The sequence below is a fragment of the Sulfitobacter sp. CB2047 genome, assembly GCF_000735125.2.
Classification (GTDB): Bacteria; Pseudomonadota; Alphaproteobacteria; order Rhodobacterales; family Rhodobacteraceae; genus Sulfitobacter; species Sulfitobacter pontiacus.
This window is the reverse complement of sequence record NZ_CP072614.1, coordinates 32,197-49,902: the sequence shown is the minus strand read 5'-3', so window position 1 is coordinate 49,902 and position 17,706 is coordinate 32,197. Positions and strand designations below refer to the sequence as shown.

The window sequence follows — 17,706 nt, the reverse complement described above, 5'->3', positions numbered from 1 at the left end:
TTATGTGTCCAGACAGGCCGCGCGGATCGCACGGCGGTCAATCTTGTCGGTGGCACCACGGGTCAAAGGACCGTCCTGGCACCACAGTTTTTCGGGTATCTTGAATTTGGCCAGCCGCCCGTCGAGGTGCGCCGCCATGTCGGCTTGCGTCAAAGGCTTGCCATCGCGGGTCTGCACAGAGGCCCCGACGACTTCACCCAAGCGCGGGTCCGGCACGGAAAACGCGCAAGCCTCGATCACATCGGGATGCGTGTGCAGCGCGCCCTCGACATCCAGACAAGCGATGTTCTCGCCGCCCCGGATGATGATGTTCTTCTTGCGATCAAGGATGGTGATATAGCCTTCGGCGTCGATCACACCCAGATCACCGGTGCGCAGCCAGCCGTCTTGCATCGTCTCTTCGGTGGCTTCCGGCTTGTTGAGGTAGCAGCGCATATTGGCGGGGCTTTTGACGGTAATCTCGCCCAATTCGCCCTGCGGGACATCGTTGCCCTTGTCGTCCAGAAAGCGGATGTCTTGCAGCGGCGGATGCAGCTTGCCTGCGGCGTCGGGGCGTTTGTTGTATTCCTCGCCCACCATGCCGATGCCAAGCGCGTTCGTCTCGGTCATTCCCCAGCCTGTCGCGATATCGGCGGCGGGGAACTGGTTTTTCAACTGCGCCACCTGCGCCGCAGGGCGTTTCGCCCCGCCTGCGCCAAGCCAGGTGAGCGTCGGCAGGGTTTCCCCCATACGCTTTGCGGCTTCCAGCAGGTCGGCAGATTGCGTCGGCACCCCCAGAAAACGGGTCACGCCTTCGCGGTTGATCACGCGCACCGCTTCTTCGGCGTCCCACTTGTGCAGCAAGGAAATCTTGGCACCGGCGGGCAGGCTAAGCAGAAACAGCGGATGCGTCGCGGTGACGTGAAACAGCGGTGTGACGATCAACCCCGACGGGCGCGGCGCGGGCGGTGCGCCGGGTTCAGGGGGGGCGACCAGCGGCGCGGCGACGGCCTGTAGCAGCCAGCTGAACACCGCGCTAAGCGCGCCACGGTGGGTCTGCACCACCCCTTTCGGCTTGCCCGTCGTGCCAGAGGAATACATCACCGCAAAGTCATCGTCCGTGTCCAGATCGACCCCTTCGGGCGGCGTTTCGGCCATGCCCTGCATCAGCGCCGACAGCTTGTGCGGGCCCATTTCTTCGGCATCGCGCACGCCGATGAGACGCAGGCCCAGATCATCCTCGAGCGGTTTCATCCGTTCAAAACGGGGGCCATCGGCAAAGACCGTCTTGGCCCCGCTGTCTTGCAACGCATAGTCAAGCTCTTCGGTGGTCCACCACGCATTGACGAACACCACCACAGCACCCGCCGACGCGACCGCCAGCGTGAGCATCAGCAGTTCGGGATAGTTGCGCATCGCGATGCCGACACGGTCGCCGGTCTTGATCCCCAGCGTGTCGCGCAGCCCGTTGGCGATGCGGTTCACATCGGCGGTGAAAGCATCATAGGTCCAGCGTTCATCCTGATAGACCAGAAACTCTGCCGCGCCATTACCCTGGATTTCGCGGCTCGCCTGGATCAGCCCGCCCAGGGTTTTCGGGATATTCTTGAATGTTTTATAGGTGACGCCACGGATATTACTTTCGGTTACTTCGAACGTCGGGTTCGTTGAAACCACGTGGCGAATGGCTTCTTCGGGGGTCATTGCGGTCATATGCACCCGCCCGCAGACAGCATAGATACAGATAGTGTGGCCATTTCGTCCTCCCTTATCGAGCCTGTTGCCGGACACTCCTCCACGATTGTCCGCGACTCTGATTTCTGCAGCCTAAGCGCTAAAATTCAAACTGCCAATACCGCATGATGGAACGATGTTCCGCAAGCTGACGTTTGACAGGATTTTACGCGCACCAAGGCCCTCCGCACGTGCGGCCCCATATCTCGGCGAAAATTGACCATGAATATAAAGGTAAGGAAAGCCCTACTTTCCCCGAAACCGGGGAAAGCGGCCAATGGCACCTGCGATGTCATTGAAACATCGCGTCACTTGCGGGGCGGCAGATCCCCCGCCGCAGCCGCTTATGTCAGCGCTCAGGCGCCGACGGTGCCGCAAATCAGCTCGGGGAGCCGCGTGGCAGGGGGCGTATTCCGGCTGCGCAGGCTGCGTACCACGCCATCAATCACCGTCATGCCAACACCGGGCAGATTACCCAGTTGCACCGATTCAAGCATATTTTTGCCGGGCGCATGCTGTGCCTGATCCATCAGGACGAAATCGGCGCATTTGCCGACCTCGATCAATCCGGTGTCCAGCTTGCGTTGCCGTGCGGTGTTGCCGTTGGCAAAGCAAAAGGCGACCTCGGCAGGTACATCGCCAAGCGACGACAGCATCGCAACCATGCGCATGATCCCCAAAGGCTGCACGCCGGACCCAGCCGGACCGTCGGTGCCCAGGATCAACTGATCAAGCTTGCCCAACTCGCGCGCTGTGTTCAGCGTCAGCAAGGCGGCGCGTTCGTTCCCGTTATGCACGATCTCAAGCGCAGCCTTGCAGCCCTCGCACAGGCAGATGATCTGATCGTCGGGCAGGGCAGAGTGCCCGCCGTTGATATGCCCGACCACATCCGTTCCTGTCTCAAGCACCATATCCGCATCGATCAACCCTGATCCGGGGATCGACGGGCCGCCGGTGTGGATCGTGCTTTGCATGCCGTATTTGCGTGCCCATCCGACCATCTGCGCGGCGGTCTTGCCGTCCTTGACCGTGCCCAGTCCGACCTCGCCCAGCAGGGTCACGCCGGCCTTGGCCATCTCGGCAAAGTCTTCCTCTACCATGCCCTGTTCGATCACCGGCGCGCCCGCGTGAACCTTGACGCCCGAGGGGCGGAAGTTTTCGTACCAACGCTGCGACGCGATCGCCATCGCCTTGAGACCGACGATATCCTTCGGGCGGCCCGGCATATGCACTTCGCCGGCAGAGATCAGTGTGGTCACCCCGCCGTGCAGCGTTGAATCGATCCACCCCAACTGCTGCTGGCGCGGGGTATAGTCGCCCACCACCGGGTGCACATGGCTGTCGATCAACCCCGGTGCCAGCGTCGCGCCATGGGCGTCGACTTCTGTCGTGGCCCCGTCGCAATCCATATCCTTGGCATAGCCCCATTCCGTGATCTTACCATCCATCGCGATCAGGCAATCCCCGTCGGCAATGGGGTCTTCCATCTTTCCGGTCAGGATCATCCCGATGTTCCGGATCACGAGTTTTGCAGAGGTGTCTGACATGGGGCACGCCTTTCAAGCAGCATCAGTTTCATTTGAACGCTAACAGAAAAATACGACCGATCAAGATGAAACACTTGACAGATAATCATTCGCATACAAACAATAATACATCCGCAGCCGATAAGGACTTTCCATGGACGCCGCTTCTCTCTCTCGCCCTAGCTTCCCGATCCCCGCAGGTGTCTTTGCCGAAACGGTGACGCAGGTGCAGCATTATACCGACAGCCTGTTCCGCTTCCGCATCACCCGCGACCCGTCCTTTCGCTTCCGGTCGGGAGAGTTCGTGATGATCGGGCTACCCAATGCCGAAAAGCCGGTGTTTCGTGCCTATTCCATCGCGTCGCCGTCGTGGGACGAGGGGGTCGAGTTCTATTCTATCAAGGTGTCGGACGGGCCGCTGACGCAGCACCTGCAAAAGCTTAAGGTCGGTGATACCGTGCTGATGCGCCGCAAGCCGACGGGGACGTTGGTGAATGACGCCTTGCTGCCCGGAAAACGGCTGTGGATGTTCGCCACGGGGACCGGCATCGCGCCTTTCGCGTCGGTCATCCGTGACCCCGAGACGTATGAGAAGTTTGACGACCTGATTCTCTGCCACACCTGTCGCACCGCCAAAGAGCTGACCTATGGCCGTGATCTGGTCGCCAGCCTCAAGGCCGATCCGCTGGTGGGGGAATTGGCGCAAAGGCTGACCCTATACGACACGCTGACCCGCGCGCCGTGGCCGCGCGAAGGGCGGCAAACCGACCTGATGGCGTCGGGCAAGATGTTCCTCGACTTGGACGTGCCGCCGATCTCTCCTGATTCCGACCGCGCGATGATCTGCGGGTCGATGGCCATGTTGAACGACACCAAGGCCGCGCTCGAATCCTTCGGGCTGGTGGAGGGGGCAAATAACCGCCCTGCCGGTTTTGTGGTCGAAAAAGCCTTTGTCGGCTAACGACATGCGAATTGATTTGACACGAAGGCACCCGACGCACTTCTATTCGTATACCAACAAGTTTTACGCCCGCAGCAAAAGGTGACCGGATGAGCTACCTGACCGCGACGACATTGGATCAAGCGTTAACCACATTGGCCGCGGGGCCGGTGTCGATCATCGCGGGGGGGACCGATTGGTTCCCCGCACGCGGCGACCGCCCGGTGACGGGCGACCTGTTGGATATCACCCGCTTGCCAGAGCTGCGCGGCATCAGCCAAACAGACCAAGGCTGGTGTATCGGGGCGGCCACCACATGGACAGACATCATCCGCGCTGATCTGCCCGCCGCTTTCGACGGGCTCAAGCTGGCGGCGCGCGAGGTCGGGTCGATCCAGATCCAGAACGCAGGCACCATCGCGGGGAATCTGTGCAACGCTTCTCCTGCCGCCGACGGGGTGCCGCCGCTACTGACACTGAATGCCGAGGTAGAGCTTTGCAGCGCAAACGGATCGCGGGTGCTGCCCTTGTCGCAGTTCCTGCAAGGCGTGCGCCAGACCGACCGCGCCCAGAACGAGCTTGTCACCGCTATCCACATCCCCGCGCCCCCGGCTGATAGTCACAGCAGCTTTGTCAAACTCGGTGCGCGGAAGTATCTGGTGATCTCGATCTGCATGGTCGCGGTACTCGCAGAGGTCGAGAGCGGCAGGCTCACCGATATCCGCATCGCCATCGGCGCCGCATCACCCGTCGCGCAGCGGCTGACCGCGCTTGAGGATCAGCTTCGCGGTAGCGCCCTTGGCGATGTAGAAAACCGTATGGGCGCGGATCTGAATCAATCGCTAAGCCCCATTACAGATGCCCGCGCCAGTGCCGACTATCGCCTTGGCGCCAGCGTCACTTTGGTCCGCCGCGCTGTGATGCGCGCCTTGAAAGGGGCCCTGTGATGGATAAACCGACCACGACAGAAGTGACCTCTTTCACCCTGAACGGCAGTATTGCGCAGGTTGAACCGCTGCCCGGTGAACGCTTGTCTTACGCGCTGCGCGAGCGGCTGGACCGCAAGGATGTAAAGATCGGCTGCAACGCGGGCGATTGCGGGGCCTGCACTGTGCTGGTCGATGGCGCGCCGGTCTGCGCCTGCCTGATGCCCGTGCAGCAGGCGGTGGGGCGGCAGGTGGAGACGCTGGCAGGGCTGGTGAAAACCGACCACGACGCGCAGGCGTTGATGCAAAGCTTCCAGCACCATCAGGCCGCGCAATGCGGGATTTGCACACCGGGGATGATGGTCTCTGCCGTGGCGTTGTTGCGCGAGGTGCCGCAGCCGAGCGCGGCGCAGGTGCAGGATGCACTTGGCGGCGTGCTGTGTCGCTGTACCGGTTATCGCAAGATCATCGACGCGGTGGTCGGGGCCCATGCTGCCGACGGGCTGACTGTCGCCTCTACCGCGCTTGGCCAGCCTGCACGGCGGCTGGACGGGCAGGCCAAGGTCGACGGGTCAGAGGCGTTTGGCGATGACATTGCCCCAGCCGGTGCTTTGGTCGCGCGGGTCATCCGCGCGCCCCATGCCTCGGCCGGATTTACCTTCGGCGATCTTGAGGCATGGCGCAGCGCGCAGCCCGGTATCCATTGCATCCTGACCGCACATGACGTGCCCGGCCTCAACGCCTTTGGCGTGATCCCCGGCTTCATCGATCAGCCGGTTTTCGCCGTGAACCACATCCGGTTCCGGGGGGAGGCGGTTGCTTGCGTCGTGGGAGAGGCGGAGGCGATGATCGCCCTTGATCTGGAAAGCTTCCCTGTCCGTTGGTCGCCACAAACTGCGCTTGCCGATACCGATGCCGCGACCGCCCCCGACGCGCCACAGCTGTTCGAGGATCGCAAAGGGAACATCATGTGCGGCGGCTTCGTGCAATGCGGCGATGTGGAGGCCGCGCTCGGCGCCGCCGATGTCACGGTCGAGGCGCAATATACCACCAGTTTTGTCGAACATGGCTATATCGAGCCAGAGGCAGGCTTTGCCCAAGTGATCGACGGGCGCATCCATGTGCACGCTTGCACCCAGGCACCGGGTATGGACCGCGAAGCACTGGCCGCGATCCTTGACCGTCCTATGGCTGACATCCGCATTGTGCCGACGGCGGTCGGGGGCGGTTTCGGATCCAAGATTGACCTGTCGTTGCAGCCCTTCATCGCGCTTGCCGCGCTCAAGACGGCGCGGCCCGTGCGCATGACCTATGCGCGCGCCGAGACGATGCAATCGACCACCAAACGCCACCCCGCGCAGATCACGATCAAGGTCGGGGCCAAGGCGGATGGGACGCTGTCGGGGCTGCGGTTCGACGGGGATTTCAACACCGGTGCTTATGCAAGCTGGGGTCCGACGGTCGCCAATCGCGTGCCGGTGCATGCCTCTGGCCCCTACCACGTCTCTGATTATCGCGCACGTAGCCGTGCCGTGCATACCCATTGCCCCCCCGCGGGTGCCTTCCGTGGCTTCGGCGTGCCGCAATCGGCCATCGCACAGGAAACCGCCTTTGACCTGCTGGCCGAAAAGCTGGGGCTTGATCCGCTGGAGTTCCGTTTGAAGAACGCGCTGGCGGACGGGGTGCCCACGGTCTGCGGGCAGGTGTTCGATCAGGGCGTCGGCATCGCCCCCTGCCTAGAGGCGCTGCGCCCCGCGTGGGAGGAGGCGAAAGCCGAATGCGCCCGGTTCAATGCAAAGGATGACACGGTGAAACGCGGTGTCGGGATCGCGGGGGCGTGGTACGGCTGCGGCAATACCTCGCTGCCGAACCCGTCGACCATTCTGGCGGGCGTGCGGGCGGATGGCACGGTGGTGCTGCATCAAGGCGCGATGGACATCGGGCAGGGGGCCAATACGGTGATCCCGCAAATCTTTGCCCAAGCGCTTGGGCTGTCGGTCGAGGGGATCAAGATCCTGGGCGGTGACACCGATATCACGCCGGACGCGGGCAAAACCTCTGCCTCGCGGCAGACCTTTGTGTCGGGCAACGCCGCACTGAGGACCGGAGAGGCACTGCGGGCGCAGATTCTGCGGCAGGTCAATGCGGGCCCCGCCGCGCAGATCGACTGCCAAGACGGGCAACTCACGGTGGCCGACGGCGGGCGCACGCAGCGCCTTGATCTGACGCGGCTGCCGGTCGATGCGCAGGGCTATGTGCTGCAGGCGCAGGAAAGCTATGATCCGCCGGTCAAACCACTGGATGAAAACGGGCAGGGCGTGCCCTATGCGCAGTTTGGCTATGCCGCGCATCTGGTGGTGGTCGAGGTGGATATCGCCCTTGGCCTTTGCCGCCCGCTGCGCTTTGTCGCCGCCCATGATGTGGGCCGCGCGATCAACCCGTTGCTGGTCGAGGGGCAGGTACAGGGTGGCATCGCCCAAGGGCTCGGTATGGCGCTGATGGAGGAATATATCCCCGGGCGCACCGAGAACCTGCATGACTATCTGGTGCCGACCATCGGCGACGTTCCCCCGATCGAGACGCTGATCCTGGAGGTGGCTGACGCCCATGGGCCCTACGGCGCGAAAGGTCTGGGCGAACATGTGCTGATCCCCACCGCCCCCGCGATCCTCAACGCGATCTACCATGCCACCGGTGCGCGCGTGACGCAGACACCGGCCACGCCGACGCGCCTGCGCGCCGCCCTGAAGGAGGCCGGACATGCCTGACGACCTGCGCGACCCCAAGCCTGTGAAAATCCGCTGCGATGCCTGCCCGGTGATGTGTTTCATCGCCGACGGCAAATCCGGCGCCTGCGACCGCTATGCCAACCACGCGGGCGAGCTGGTGCGGCTGGATCCGCTGACCGTGATCCAGTCGGGGGCCAAGGCCGTCGCTTTTCTGGATCAGGGCGACAACGCGCAAGATTGGGACGGCGACGTCATTCAGGGCGGGCGCGATTTCGTCACCGCCGTAGGGGCGGGGACCACCTATCCCGACTACAAACCCGCGCCCTTCATCGTCAGCCAAGAGGTCGAGGGCGTGGATATGATCACCGTCGTGACCGAGGGCATTTTTTCGTATTGCGGGGTCAAGGTGAAGATCGACACCGACCGCCACATCGGCGACGAGCGCGCCGTGGTGCGCGTTGACGGAGAAGCGATCGGACACGTGATGACCTCGGAATATGGGTCCAAGATGCTGTCTTTGGGCGGGGTCGAGCATCTGACCGGCGGCTCCAAGAAAGAAGGCCGCGTGACCTGTGACGCGCTGCTGCGCCTATGTAACCGTGAACCGGTCGAGGTTACCATCGACGGCGGCGTCACCATGGTGGTCGAGGCGGGCAAAGCGCCAATCATCAACGGCGTCCCGGAAAAGCTGATGCGCGTGGGCTGTGGGTCAGCGACCATCGGAATGTTCGCCAAACAATGGCACGGGCATGTGGACGAGGTCGTCGTTGTCGATGATCACATCACCGGCGTGCTGACAGAACACGAGGCGGGCAAAGGGCTGGATATGACCCCCTCTGGCATCCGCGTGAACGGGCGGCGGTCGACGCCGGGGCGGTATTTTCAGGTGGCGGACCCCGGCACCGGATGGGGCGGTACCGATGTCGAAGACCCGCTGACCATCCTGCGTGACGCTGACCCGAAGCGAGCCTGGCCGGGGCTGCGGCTGCTGATGATCTCTACCACCGGAGAGCAATGGGCCTATTTCACGCTGGATGACGATCTGATCCCGCAACCCGCCAAGATCACGCCCGAGCTGCTGGTCGTCGCGGACCGGATCGCCGAGAATTGCGAACCCTCGCTTTGTTCGGTGCTGTTCATGGGAGGGGCGGGCGGCAGTCTGCGCGCCGGCGTGACAGAGAACCCCGTGCGGCTGACGCGGTCGGTCAAGGAATCGCTGACCCATGTGTCCTGCGGCGGGGCCGAGGCCTATGTCTGGCCGGGGGGCGGCATTACCGTCATGGTGGATGTCATGGATATGCCCACGAACTCTTTCGGTTATGTACCCACACCCGCGCTGGTGGCACCGATCGAATTCACCCTGCGGCGCGAGGATTACGGCACGCTTGGCGGGCATATGGAGCATATCCAGCCCGTGCGTGATGTGGTCACCGATGATGTGCGACGGGTGGCGCAGCAACTTCTGCAACCCGACCCTAATGCGCGGGAAAACTACGGCTGGTCGAAGGACAAGACATGACGGCACAGGCGGCTCTTCTCCCCGGTGGCAGGCTGCATCTGTCCCACGGCCCGATTGATCTGGTCATCGGGGCGGATGGCGCGCGAGATCTGGCGTTTCGCGCGGGTTTCGATCGCTTTGGCACGATCCTGTCCGAACTGACGGCAGAGCTGCCCCTGCTGCGCCGCCCTGTGGGCACCAAACCGAAAGGCAAGATCGCCCGCGCCATGTACCGCGCCGCCTTGCCCCATGCCGACGGGCTGACCACGCCGATGATCTGCGTCGCCGGTGCCGTCGCGGCAGAGGTATTGTCGGCCATGGTGGATGCCGCCGATCTGACCCGCGCCTATGTGAACAACGGTGGCGATATCGCGCTGCATCTGACCGAGGGCGCGCGTTTTGACGTGGGCATCGCGGGGCTGGACGGGCGGTCGCTTGGCACCGTCACGATCCGCAGCAATGACCCCATCCGCGGCATCGCCACCAGCGGGCAGGGCGGGCGCAGCCAGTCTTTGGGCATCGCCGACAGTGTCACCGTGCTGGCCCGATCCGCCGCGATGGCCGATGCGGCGGCGACCAAACTTGGCAACGCCGTTGATCTGCCCGCCCATCCCGCGATCCGGCGCAGCCCCGCGAACCGGTTGCACGACGACAGTGACCTTGGTGCGGCCCCGGTGGTCACCCATGTCGGGCCGCTCTCCCCTGTCGATGTTAACCACGCCCTCAATGCAGGCGCGACAGCGGCGCAGGGTTTGCGCGACCGTGGCCTCATCTCTGGCGCGGCGCTTTTTCTGCGCGACAAACATACTGTCATCGGCTTGCCCGAAACCCTGAAATCCCTAGTGAAAGCCCCCGAATATGCCTGAGGTTATGACCCGCAAAATCGTCACCAGTGTCGAAGAGATTTTCCACGAAGGCGGCCCCCGCGCCAATACGCCGCTGAAACGCGGGTCGGTCATGGCTGTGATCCAAAACCCCTATGCAGGCTCTTATATCGAGGACATCCAGCCCTTTATGGAAGACCTCAAACCGCTGGGGGTCGCGATGGCGCAAAAGCTGCTGGCGGCGCTCGGGGTCGAGGCGGCACAGATCGAAGGCTACGGCAAAGGCAGCATCGTCGGCACGGGTGGAGAGCTGGAGCACGGTGCGCTCTGGCACGCCCCCGGCGGCTATGCGATGCGCGATGTATTGGGCGGATCGAAGGCGATTGTGCCGTCGACGAAAAAGGTCGGCGCGGCGGGGGTGCGGCTGGATGTGCCTGTGACCCATGTCGATGCCTCATATGTCCGCAGCCATTTCGATTCAATCGAGGTCGGCCTGAACGACAGCCCCCGCGCCGATGAAATGGCGGTGATCCTTGTGATGACCACAGGGGCACGTATCCACAACCGCGCGGGCGGGTTGGATGCAAAGGAAATCGAAGGAAAGGATGGCCTGAGATGAGCGCCGAAATCCGCAAAATCGCCACTTGGGTCGAAGAGACTCACCGCGAGATCGGGCAGCAGATATCGCCCCCCACGCGCAAGGCCGTTGCTGTGGCCGTGATCAAAAACCCCTTTGCAGGCTCTTATACGGAAGACCTGACCCCGCTGATGGACATCGGCGCAGAGCTGGGGGGATTGCTGGGCGATAAATGTGTTGCGGCCCTTGGGATCACCCCCGCGCAGGCCGAAAGCTATGGCAAGGCCGCGATGGTGGGCGAGGGGGGAGAGCTGGAACACGCCGCCGCGATCCTGCACCCGAAGCTAGGCGCACCGCTGCGGGTCGCGGTTGAAAAGGGGGCCGCACTGGTGCCGTCTTCCAAAAAGATGGGCGGGCCGGGGCAGGTGCTTGACGTGCCTTTAGGGCACAAGGACGCGGCCTATGTGCGCAGCCATTTCGACGGGATCGAGGTGCGGTTGAACGACGCGCCGCGCGCGGGCGAGATACTGGTGGCCGTGGCTGTCACAGATTCCGGGCGCCCCTTGCCCCGTGTCGGCGGGCTGACCCATGCCGAGGCCGAAGGCAAGGACGGCCTGCGTTAGAGCCTATAGTTTCTCGAGCAAGGCCAGTAGCCGGTCGACCTCGCGCGGGGTGAGGTTGCCGACCGTCTCGGCCGAGATTTCCTGCGCGGTGGCAATCGCCTTGGCGGTCACCGCGATGCCTTCGTCGGTCAGCGAAATCTCCAGCCGCCGCATGTCGGTCTTTGACGGGGTCGAATGGACCAGCCCCTTTTTGCGCAACCGGTCGATCACGCCTTTGGTGGTCGCCGCGTCCATCCCGACCAGACGCCCCAGGTGGTTCTGGCTGATCCGCGCCTCGTCGCGCAGCTTGGCCAGTACGGCGAATTGTGTCGGCGTGATATCCGGCATCCGCCGGTTAAAGATCTCAAGGTGGCGCTGGTTCGCGAGGCGCAGCTTGAACCCGATCTGTTGTTCCAACGCATAGTCTGCGGTCAGGGTCAGGTCTTGTGTGGTTTCAACCAAGGTTCTTATCCAGTGCTCTTGGGTCAATGCGTATAGATTAGGCACTATCATCCCACGGTTTCCATCTGGGGTCTATATCAGATGGGGTGCAAGAAATTGTTTGACAGCTAACAATTTTTTGGTCCTTCATGAAGCTGTGCAGAGCAAGGAGTGAACCGATGTCCTTTGTCAGAAACGCTTGGTACGTTGCGGGTTGGTCTACCGACTTTGGCGATGAGCTGGTGCCGCTGACATTGCTTGCGCAGAACCTAGTAGCCTACCGCACCAGCGATGGCCAGATCGCCGTGCTCGAAGATCGCTGCCCGCACCGGCTGCTGCCGCTGTCCAAGGGCAAGCGCATCGGCGACACCATTCAATGCGGCTATCACGGTATGACCTTTGGCGCGGACGGGGCCTGCGTGCGGGTGCCGGGGCAATCGAACCTGCCCAAATCCGCCTATGTTGACAGCTATCCGGTGCTGGAACGCCACGGCATTGTGTTCATCTGGATGGGAGACGCCGACAAGGCCGACCCCGCGCTGGCCTTTGACTTGCCCGAGCTGGGTCAGGAGGGGTGGCACGTCCACCACGGGGACAAGCTGCATATCCGCGCAAATTACCTCAACGTTGCCGAAAACCTTGTTGATCCGGCGCATGTCAGCTTTGTCCATCCGACGACATTGGGCAATGCGGCCTCTGAAAACGTACCCGTGCACGTCAAAACCGCAGATGAGGTGATCGTGGCATGGCGCTGGATCAGAGACGCGGAACCCATCGGCTTTTTCAAGGCATTCGGCGGCTTTAGCGGCAATGTGGACCGCTGGCATTATTACTATCTGCACATGCCCTCGACCGCCGTGATTGACTTTGGGTCGTCCGATGCAAAGCTTGAACTTCCCGAAGATCAGCGCAACAAAGGCGTGCGTATCTTTGCGCTCCATTTCGTCACACCCGTGACAGAGGACTATACGATCGACCACTGGATGCACCTGCGCAACACCGCCCTAGGCGATGACGCCGCGTCGGACCAAATGGACGCGATGTTCCGCGTTGCATTTGCCGAGGACAAGGCGATTTTGGAAGCCGTCCACCAAGAAGAACAGCGCCCCCAAAAACGCAAACCCATCCGCATCGCTATCGACAAAGCGCCCAACGTCTACCGCAAACGCATCCGCGACCGGATCGAGGCAGAGGCGACGGACGATCTGGGCGACCCCGTCGCACCGGTCTTTGTCCAGCATGATTGATCCATAAAAAGCAAAGCCGCAGCAGACGGCACACCCCAACACGAGAGGACCATCACATGAACAGAAAGACATTCCTGAACAGCGTCATAGGGGCCTTTGCCCTTGGCGTCACCGGCTTTGCCGCAGCGGCGCAGTCGGGCGACCCGATCAAAGTCGGAGAGATCAACCACTACAAACGTCTCGCCGCCTTTGCCGAGCCGTATAAACAGGGCATCGAACTGGCGCTCGAGGAAATCAACGCCGATGGCGGTGTGCTGGACCGGCCGCTCGAATTTATCTTCCGCGACGATCAGGGCGACCCCGGTGAAGCGATCAAAATCGCCGAAGAACTGATGACCAGCGAAGGCACCGTGATGATCACCGGTTCGATCCTGTCGAACGTCGGTCTGGCGATCTCCTCGGTCGCGGCGGAAAAGGGCTGGGTGTACCTCGCCGCCGAACCGCTGGCCGATGCCCTGACCTGGAGCCAAGGCAACCCCTGGACCTTCCGCCTGCGGACCTCGACCTATATGCAAGCCGCGATGCTGGCGGAACAGGCCGCCAAGACCGATGCCGTGAAATACGCGACCATCGCACCCAACTACGCCTACGGCAAAGACGCGGTGGCCGCCTTTAAGGAAGTGCTGACCGAACTGAAGCCCGAGGTCGAATTCGTCGGAGAGCAATGGCCCGCCCTGTTCAAAATCGACGCCGGCGCCGAGGTTCAGGCGCTGGAGCGGTCCAAGCCGGACGCGATCTATAACGTGACCTTCGGCCCCGACCTTGCCAAATTCGTCCGCGAAGGCACCACCCGTGGTCTGTTCGACGGGCGCACGGTCTATGGTCTGCTTTCGGGCGAACCGGAGTACCTTGAACCGCTAGCCGACGAAGCCCCCGAAGGCTGGGTTGTGACCGGTTATCCCTGGTATGACTTCTCGGATGAAGATGGCGCGAACAAGCCTTTCGTTGATGCCTATCAGGCGAAATTCGACGAAACGCCAAAGCTCGGGTCTCTCGTCGGGTATATGACCGCGCAAAGCATCGCGGCCGCGATCAGCAAGGCGGGATCGACCGAGGGTGACGCGATCCGTATGGCCTTCGAAGGGCTGGATGTGGCGACGCCCGTGGGCGACATCACTTTCCGCGAGATCGACAATCAGGCCACCATGGGGGCCTTTGTCGGGAAGACCATGCTCAAGGACGGTGCGGGCGTCATGACCGACTGGACCTATCTGGACGGTGCCGACTACCTGCCGTCTGACGAAGAGGTGTCGAAACTGCGTCCGGCAGAATAATCCGGACCCGCAGCCAAGGGGGGAAGCCCCCTTGGCTGCATCTGACCCCATCCCCAACATCAAGAGGTGCCCATGGGCCTTTTCATCGCACAGATTCTGACTGGGCTTGCCAATGCGGGTGCGCTCTTCATGGTTGCCTCTGGGCTGTCGCTGATCTTTGGCGTCACGCGGGTGGTGAATTTTGCCCATGGGTCGTTCTATATGCTGGGGGCTTATGTCGGCTATTCGCTGATGCAGGTGTTGCCGGGCATGGTCGGCTTCTGGGGTGCGATCCTGCTGGCGGGGCTGATTGTCGGGCTGATCGGGGTGATCGTCGAGATCTGCGTGCTGCGCCCTGTCTACAGCGCGCCTGAACTGTTCCAGCTGGTCGCGACCTTTGGCGTGATCCTTGTCATTCAGGATCTTGCGCTGATGATCTGGGGCCCGCAAGATCTGCTGGGCCCGCGCGCGCCGGGGCTGAAAGGGGTGATCCGCATCATGGGGGAACCCGTGCCGCAATATGACATCGCGCTGATCATCATCACGCCCTTCGTCGCCATCGCCCTGTGGTATCTGATCACGAAAACCCGTGTCGGCACTTTGGTGCGCGCCGCCACGCAGGACCGCGAGATGGTCGGTGCCCTTGGGGTCAATCAGGCGTGGCTGTTCACAGGCGTCTTCTTTCTGGGCTGTGCGCTTGCAGGGCTTGGCGGCGCGTTGCAACTGCCCAAGGGTGGTGCCGATCTGCTGATGGATTTCAGCATCATTGGTGCGGTCTTTGTGGTCGTGGTCATCGGCGGCATGGGGTCGCTGCCGGGGGCCTATCTGGCGGCGGTGATCATCTCGGTCCTGAATGTATTTGGCGTGACCTATGCGCCGCAGTCGACGCTTGTTCTGATGTTTGTCGTCATGGTGATCGTCCTGATGTTCCGCCCCTTCGGCCTGCTCGGGAAAGAGGAGATCGCGGGCGAGCATGGCCAGACCGGAGAGCCGGAGCGCCCGATCAAGCCCGCGGGCAATCGCATGCGCTTGCTGGTGATGGCGGGGCTGTTCATCCTTGCGCTGCTGCCGTTCTACGGCGGGAATTTCGCCGTGGTGCTGGTGACCGACATCATGATCTTCTGTCTCTTCGCCGCCTCGCTGCACTTTATGCTGGGGCAGGGCGGACTGGTCAGCTTTGGCCATGCGGCCTTCTTTGGCGGGGGGGCCTATGCCGCGGCGCTGTTTGTGACCTATGCCGACACCCCGATGGAGCTGGCGCTGGTGCTGGCCCCGATCTGCGCGGGGCTGGCCGCCGTGGTGATCGGCTGGGTCTGCCTGCGGTCCACCGGTGTCTACTTTGCCATGCTCACGCTCGCCTTCGGGCAACTGCTCTGGAGCCTCGCGTTCCAGTGGGGCGACGTCACCGGCGGCGACGACGGGCTGGTCAACATCTGGCCGTCCGATTGGGCCTCTGACAATGACGTCTATTACTACCTCGCTTTTGTCTTCTGCATCGGGGGCATCCTGCTGCTGCGCCAAGCTGCACATGCGCCCTTTGGCTATGCCATGCGCGCGGCCCGCGACAGTGCGCGACAAGCCGAGGCGATGGGGATCAACACCAAACGCATTCAATGGGTCGCCTTTACCTTTGCGGGCATCATGGCGGGGCTCGCGGGCGGGCTGTTCGTCTTCTCCAAGGGCAGCATCTTCCCTAACGAGCTTGAAACCGCCCGCAGTTTCGACGCGCTGATCGTGGTGTTTCTGGGCGGGGTGAAGACCCTGTCGGGCGGCTGGGTCGGCGGGGCCTTCTTTGAAGGCGTCAAAGACTATCTGACCCGTTTCGAATATTGGCGGCTCGCCTTGGGCCTGCTGATCATCTTTGTCGTGATCCTTGGCCCCGAAGGTATCGTCGGATCGCTGCGCAAAGCGGGCGAACGCATTGGCCTGCTGAAAACACCGGAGGACGCGAAATGAGCCCGATCCTGTCTGTGCGCAACCTGTCCCGCAATTTCGGTGCCATCAAGGCGGTGGATGACGTGAGCTTTGATCTTGCCAAGGGCGAGCTGCTGGCGCTGATCGGCCCCAATGGCGCGGGCAAAAGCACCTGTTTTAATATGCTGATGGGGCAGCTCAAGCCGTCGTCGGGCACCGTGCAGCTGATGGGCAAGAACATCGCGGGCATGCAACCGCGCAAGATCTGGCGCATGGGGGTGGGGCGGACGTTCCAGATCACCGCGACCTATGCCTCGATGACCGTGGTCGAGAACGTGCAGATGGCGCTGATGTCGCATCACAAGCGGCTCTATTCCCTGACCACTTTCGCCCATAAACTCTACCGCGAAGAGGCGCTGGCGCTGCTTGATACCGTGGGCATGGTCGACCAGTCCGAACGTCACTGCGCGGTGCTGGCCTATGGCGACCTCAAACGGCTGGAGCTCGCCGTGGCGCTGGCCAATGACCCGATCCTGCTGCTGATGGATGAACCCACCGCTGGCATGGCCCCGCGTGAACGGATCGCGCTGATGCAGCTGACCGCCGATATATTAGAGCAACGGGGCATCAGCGTGTTGTTTACCGAACATGACATGGACGTGGTCTTTGCCCATTCGCACCGCATCATGGTGCTGAACCGTGGCCAGCTGATCGCCGACGGCACCGTTGACGAGATCCGCAACAACCCGCAGGTGCAAGAGGTCTATCTGGGCGGCGGCACCCTGTTCAAAGCGCAGGAGGATGCCCATGCTTGAGGTGAGCGGCGTCAATTCATTCTACGGCAAGGCGCAGGTGCTGAATGACCTGAACTTTACCGTGGATCGCGGCACTGTCGTCGCCCTGCTGGGGCGCAATGGTGCGGGCAAGACCACGACGATGAAATCCATCATGCAGCTGGTGCGGCCACGGCAGGGCAAGATCATCTATCAGGGCCAGGACATCACCGGCTGGCCCAGCCACAAGGTCGCGCGCAACGGTCTGGGCTATGTCCCCGAGGAACGCCGGATTTTCACCCAGCTTACCGTGATGGAAAACCTTGAGGTCGGCCGCCAGCCCCCCCGCGACGGCTGCACCACCTGGACCGAGGACATGGTTTTCGACCTCTTCCCCAACCTCGCCGAACGCCGTCACAACCGCGGCAAGGCGCTGTCGGGGGGCGAGCAGCAGATGCTGACCATCGCCCGCACCCTGATGGGCAACCCCGCATTCATCCTGCTGGACGAACCCTCCGAAGGCATCGCGCCGGTGATCGTCGAACAGATGGCCCGCGTGATCCTGCAACTCAAGGCAGAGGGGCTGACGGTGCTGCTGTCCGAACAGAACCTGCATTTCGCGCAAGCGGTCGCCGACGGCGTGGTGATCATCGAACACGGCACACAGAAATTCGTCGGCACGCTCGCCGCGCTGCAATCGCAGCCGGAAATTCGCGATCAATATCTGTCGGTTTAGGGGCGGT

Annotated in this window: 15 protein-coding genes; 12 read left to right on the top strand and 3 right to left on the bottom strand. The window is 62.5% G+C overall.

All coding sequences use genetic code 11. The features are described 5' to 3' along the window. Positions 1 to 1,692: an AMP-binding protein gene (locus tag IV89_RS16375; protein WP_037942094.1), complete on the bottom strand. Its 1,692-nt coding sequence runs from the start codon at positions 1,690 to 1,692 to the stop codon at positions 1 to 3. Positions 1,693 to 2,069: 377 nt separating this feature from the next. Then, the gene (locus IV89_RS16370) at positions 2,070 to 3,260 is read right to left on the bottom strand and encodes an amidohydrolase family protein (RefSeq protein ID WP_005848879.1); all 1,191 of its coding nucleotides are present in this window, start codon (positions 3,258 to 3,260) and stop codon (positions 2,070 to 2,072) included. Positions 3,261 to 3,393: 133 nt separating this feature from the next. On the opposite strand from IV89_RS16370, the gene IV89_RS16365 reads away from it, so the two are divergent. From IV89_RS16365 to IV89_RS16335, 7 genes are all read left to right on the top strand, one after another. After that, positions 3,394 to 4,200, top strand: coding sequence for a ferredoxin--NADP reductase (locus IV89_RS16365; RefSeq protein ID WP_037941911.1), 807 nt, complete (start codon positions 3,394 to 3,396; stop codon positions 4,198 to 4,200). 89 nt (positions 4,201 to 4,289) lie between these two features. Beyond that, positions 4,290 to 5,126, top strand: coding sequence for a xanthine dehydrogenase family protein subunit M (locus tag IV89_RS16360; protein ID WP_037941912.1), 837 nt, complete (start codon positions 4,290 to 4,292; stop codon positions 5,124 to 5,126). Then, a complete protein-coding gene (locus tag IV89_RS16355) occupies positions 5,126 to 7,873 on the top strand; it encodes a molybdopterin cofactor-binding domain-containing protein (protein ID WP_037941914.1) in 2,748 nt (915 codons plus the stop codon). Before IV89_RS16360 ends, IV89_RS16355 begins: the two co-directional genes overlap by 1 nt. Next, a complete protein-coding gene (locus IV89_RS16350; RefSeq protein WP_005848888.1) occupies positions 7,866 to 9,353 on the top strand; it encodes a hypothetical protein in 1,488 nt (495 codons plus the stop codon). Before IV89_RS16355 ends, IV89_RS16350 begins: the two co-directional genes overlap by 8 nt. Next, positions 9,350 to 10,198, top strand: a complete 849-nt coding sequence (locus IV89_RS16345; RefSeq protein ID WP_037941916.1) for a UPF0280 family protein — start codon at positions 9,350 to 9,352, stop codon at positions 10,196 to 10,198. Before IV89_RS16350 ends, IV89_RS16345 begins: the two co-directional genes overlap by 4 nt. Then, positions 10,191 to 10,775 (top strand): amino acid synthesis family protein, encoded by a 585-nt coding sequence (locus IV89_RS16340; RefSeq protein ID WP_037941918.1) that lies wholly within the window; start codon positions 10,191 to 10,193, stop codon positions 10,773 to 10,775. The genes IV89_RS16345 and IV89_RS16340 overlap by 8 nt, the downstream gene beginning before the upstream one ends. After that, positions 10,772 to 11,356 carry an amino acid synthesis family protein gene (locus tag IV89_RS16335; protein ID WP_037941922.1) on the top strand — a complete coding sequence of 195 codons (585 nt, stop codon included), beginning with the start codon at positions 10,772 to 10,774 and terminating at the stop codon, positions 11,354 to 11,356. Before IV89_RS16340 ends, IV89_RS16335 begins: the two co-directional genes overlap by 4 nt. 3 nt (positions 11,357 to 11,359) lie before the next feature. On the opposite strand, the gene IV89_RS16330 is transcribed toward IV89_RS16335, so the two are convergent. Further along, entirely contained in the window at positions 11,360 to 11,797 is a 438-nt protein-coding gene (locus IV89_RS16330) for a MarR family transcriptional regulator (protein WP_005848896.1), read from the bottom strand. A gap of 158 nt (positions 11,798 to 11,955) precedes the next feature. On the opposite strand from IV89_RS16330, the gene IV89_RS16325 reads away from it, so the two are divergent. The 5 genes from IV89_RS16325 to IV89_RS16305 all read left to right on the top strand — a co-directional run bounded on the left by IV89_RS16325 (position 11,956) and on the right by IV89_RS16305 (position 17,699). After that, a complete protein-coding gene (locus IV89_RS16325; RefSeq protein WP_037941925.1) occupies positions 11,956 to 13,023 on the top strand; it encodes an aromatic ring-hydroxylating dioxygenase subunit alpha in 1,068 nt (355 codons plus the stop codon). A 56-nt stretch (positions 13,024 to 13,079) separates the two neighbouring features. After that, entirely contained in the window at positions 13,080 to 14,297 is a 1,218-nt protein-coding gene (locus IV89_RS16320) for an ABC transporter substrate-binding protein (protein ID WP_037941926.1), read from the top strand. Positions 14,298 to 14,369: 72 nt separating this feature from the next. Continuing rightward, the gene (locus tag IV89_RS16315; protein ID WP_005848902.1) at positions 14,370 to 16,232 is read left to right on the top strand and encodes an ABC transporter permease; all 1,863 of its coding nucleotides are present in this window, start codon (positions 14,370 to 14,372) and stop codon (positions 16,230 to 16,232) included. Further along, entirely contained in the window at positions 16,229 to 17,005 is a 777-nt protein-coding gene (locus IV89_RS16310; protein ID WP_037941929.1) for an ABC transporter ATP-binding protein, read from the top strand. Before IV89_RS16315 ends, IV89_RS16310 begins: the two co-directional genes overlap by 4 nt. Further along, entirely contained in the window at positions 16,998 to 17,699 is a 702-nt protein-coding gene (locus IV89_RS16305) for an ABC transporter ATP-binding protein (protein ID WP_037941931.1), read from the top strand. The genes IV89_RS16310 and IV89_RS16305 overlap by 8 nt, the downstream gene beginning before the upstream one ends. The last annotated feature ends 7 nt before the right edge of the window (positions 17,700 to 17,706 follow it).

Coding starts and splice junctions, on each gene's coding strand:
- IV89_RS16375 (WP_037942094.1), bottom strand. CDS start 1,692: ATGACCGCAATGACCCCCGAAGAAGCCATTCGCCACGTGGTTTCAACG.
- IV89_RS16370 (WP_005848879.1), bottom strand. CDS start 3,260: ATGTCAGACACCTCTGCAAAACTCGTGATCCGGAACATCGGGATGATC.
- IV89_RS16365 (WP_037941911.1), top strand. CDS start 3,394: ATGGACGCCGCTTCTCTCTCTCGCCCTAGCTTCCCGATCCCCGCAGGT.
- IV89_RS16360 (WP_037941912.1), top strand. CDS start 4,290: ATGAGCTACCTGACCGCGACGACATTGGATCAAGCGTTAACCACATTG.
- IV89_RS16355 (WP_037941914.1), top strand. CDS start 5,126: ATGGATAAACCGACCACGACAGAAGTGACCTCTTTCACCCTGAACGGC.
- IV89_RS16350 (WP_005848888.1), top strand. CDS start 7,866: ATGCCTGACGACCTGCGCGACCCCAAGCCTGTGAAAATCCGCTGCGAT.
- IV89_RS16345 (WP_037941916.1), top strand. CDS start 9,350: ATGACGGCACAGGCGGCTCTTCTCCCCGGTGGCAGGCTGCATCTGTCC.
- IV89_RS16340 (WP_037941918.1), top strand. CDS start 10,191: ATGCCTGAGGTTATGACCCGCAAAATCGTCACCAGTGTCGAAGAGATT.
- IV89_RS16335 (WP_037941922.1), top strand. CDS start 10,772: ATGAGCGCCGAAATCCGCAAAATCGCCACTTGGGTCGAAGAGACTCAC.
- IV89_RS16325 (WP_037941925.1), top strand. CDS start 11,956: ATGTCCTTTGTCAGAAACGCTTGGTACGTTGCGGGTTGGTCTACCGAC.
- IV89_RS16320 (WP_037941926.1), top strand. CDS start 13,080: ATGAACAGAAAGACATTCCTGAACAGCGTCATAGGGGCCTTTGCCCTT.
- IV89_RS16315 (WP_005848902.1), top strand. CDS start 14,370: ATGGGCCTTTTCATCGCACAGATTCTGACTGGGCTTGCCAATGCGGGT.
- IV89_RS16310 (WP_037941929.1), top strand. CDS start 16,229: ATGAGCCCGATCCTGTCTGTGCGCAACCTGTCCCGCAATTTCGGTGCC.
- IV89_RS16305 (WP_037941931.1), top strand. CDS start 16,998: ATGCTTGAGGTGAGCGGCGTCAATTCATTCTACGGCAAGGCGCAGGTG.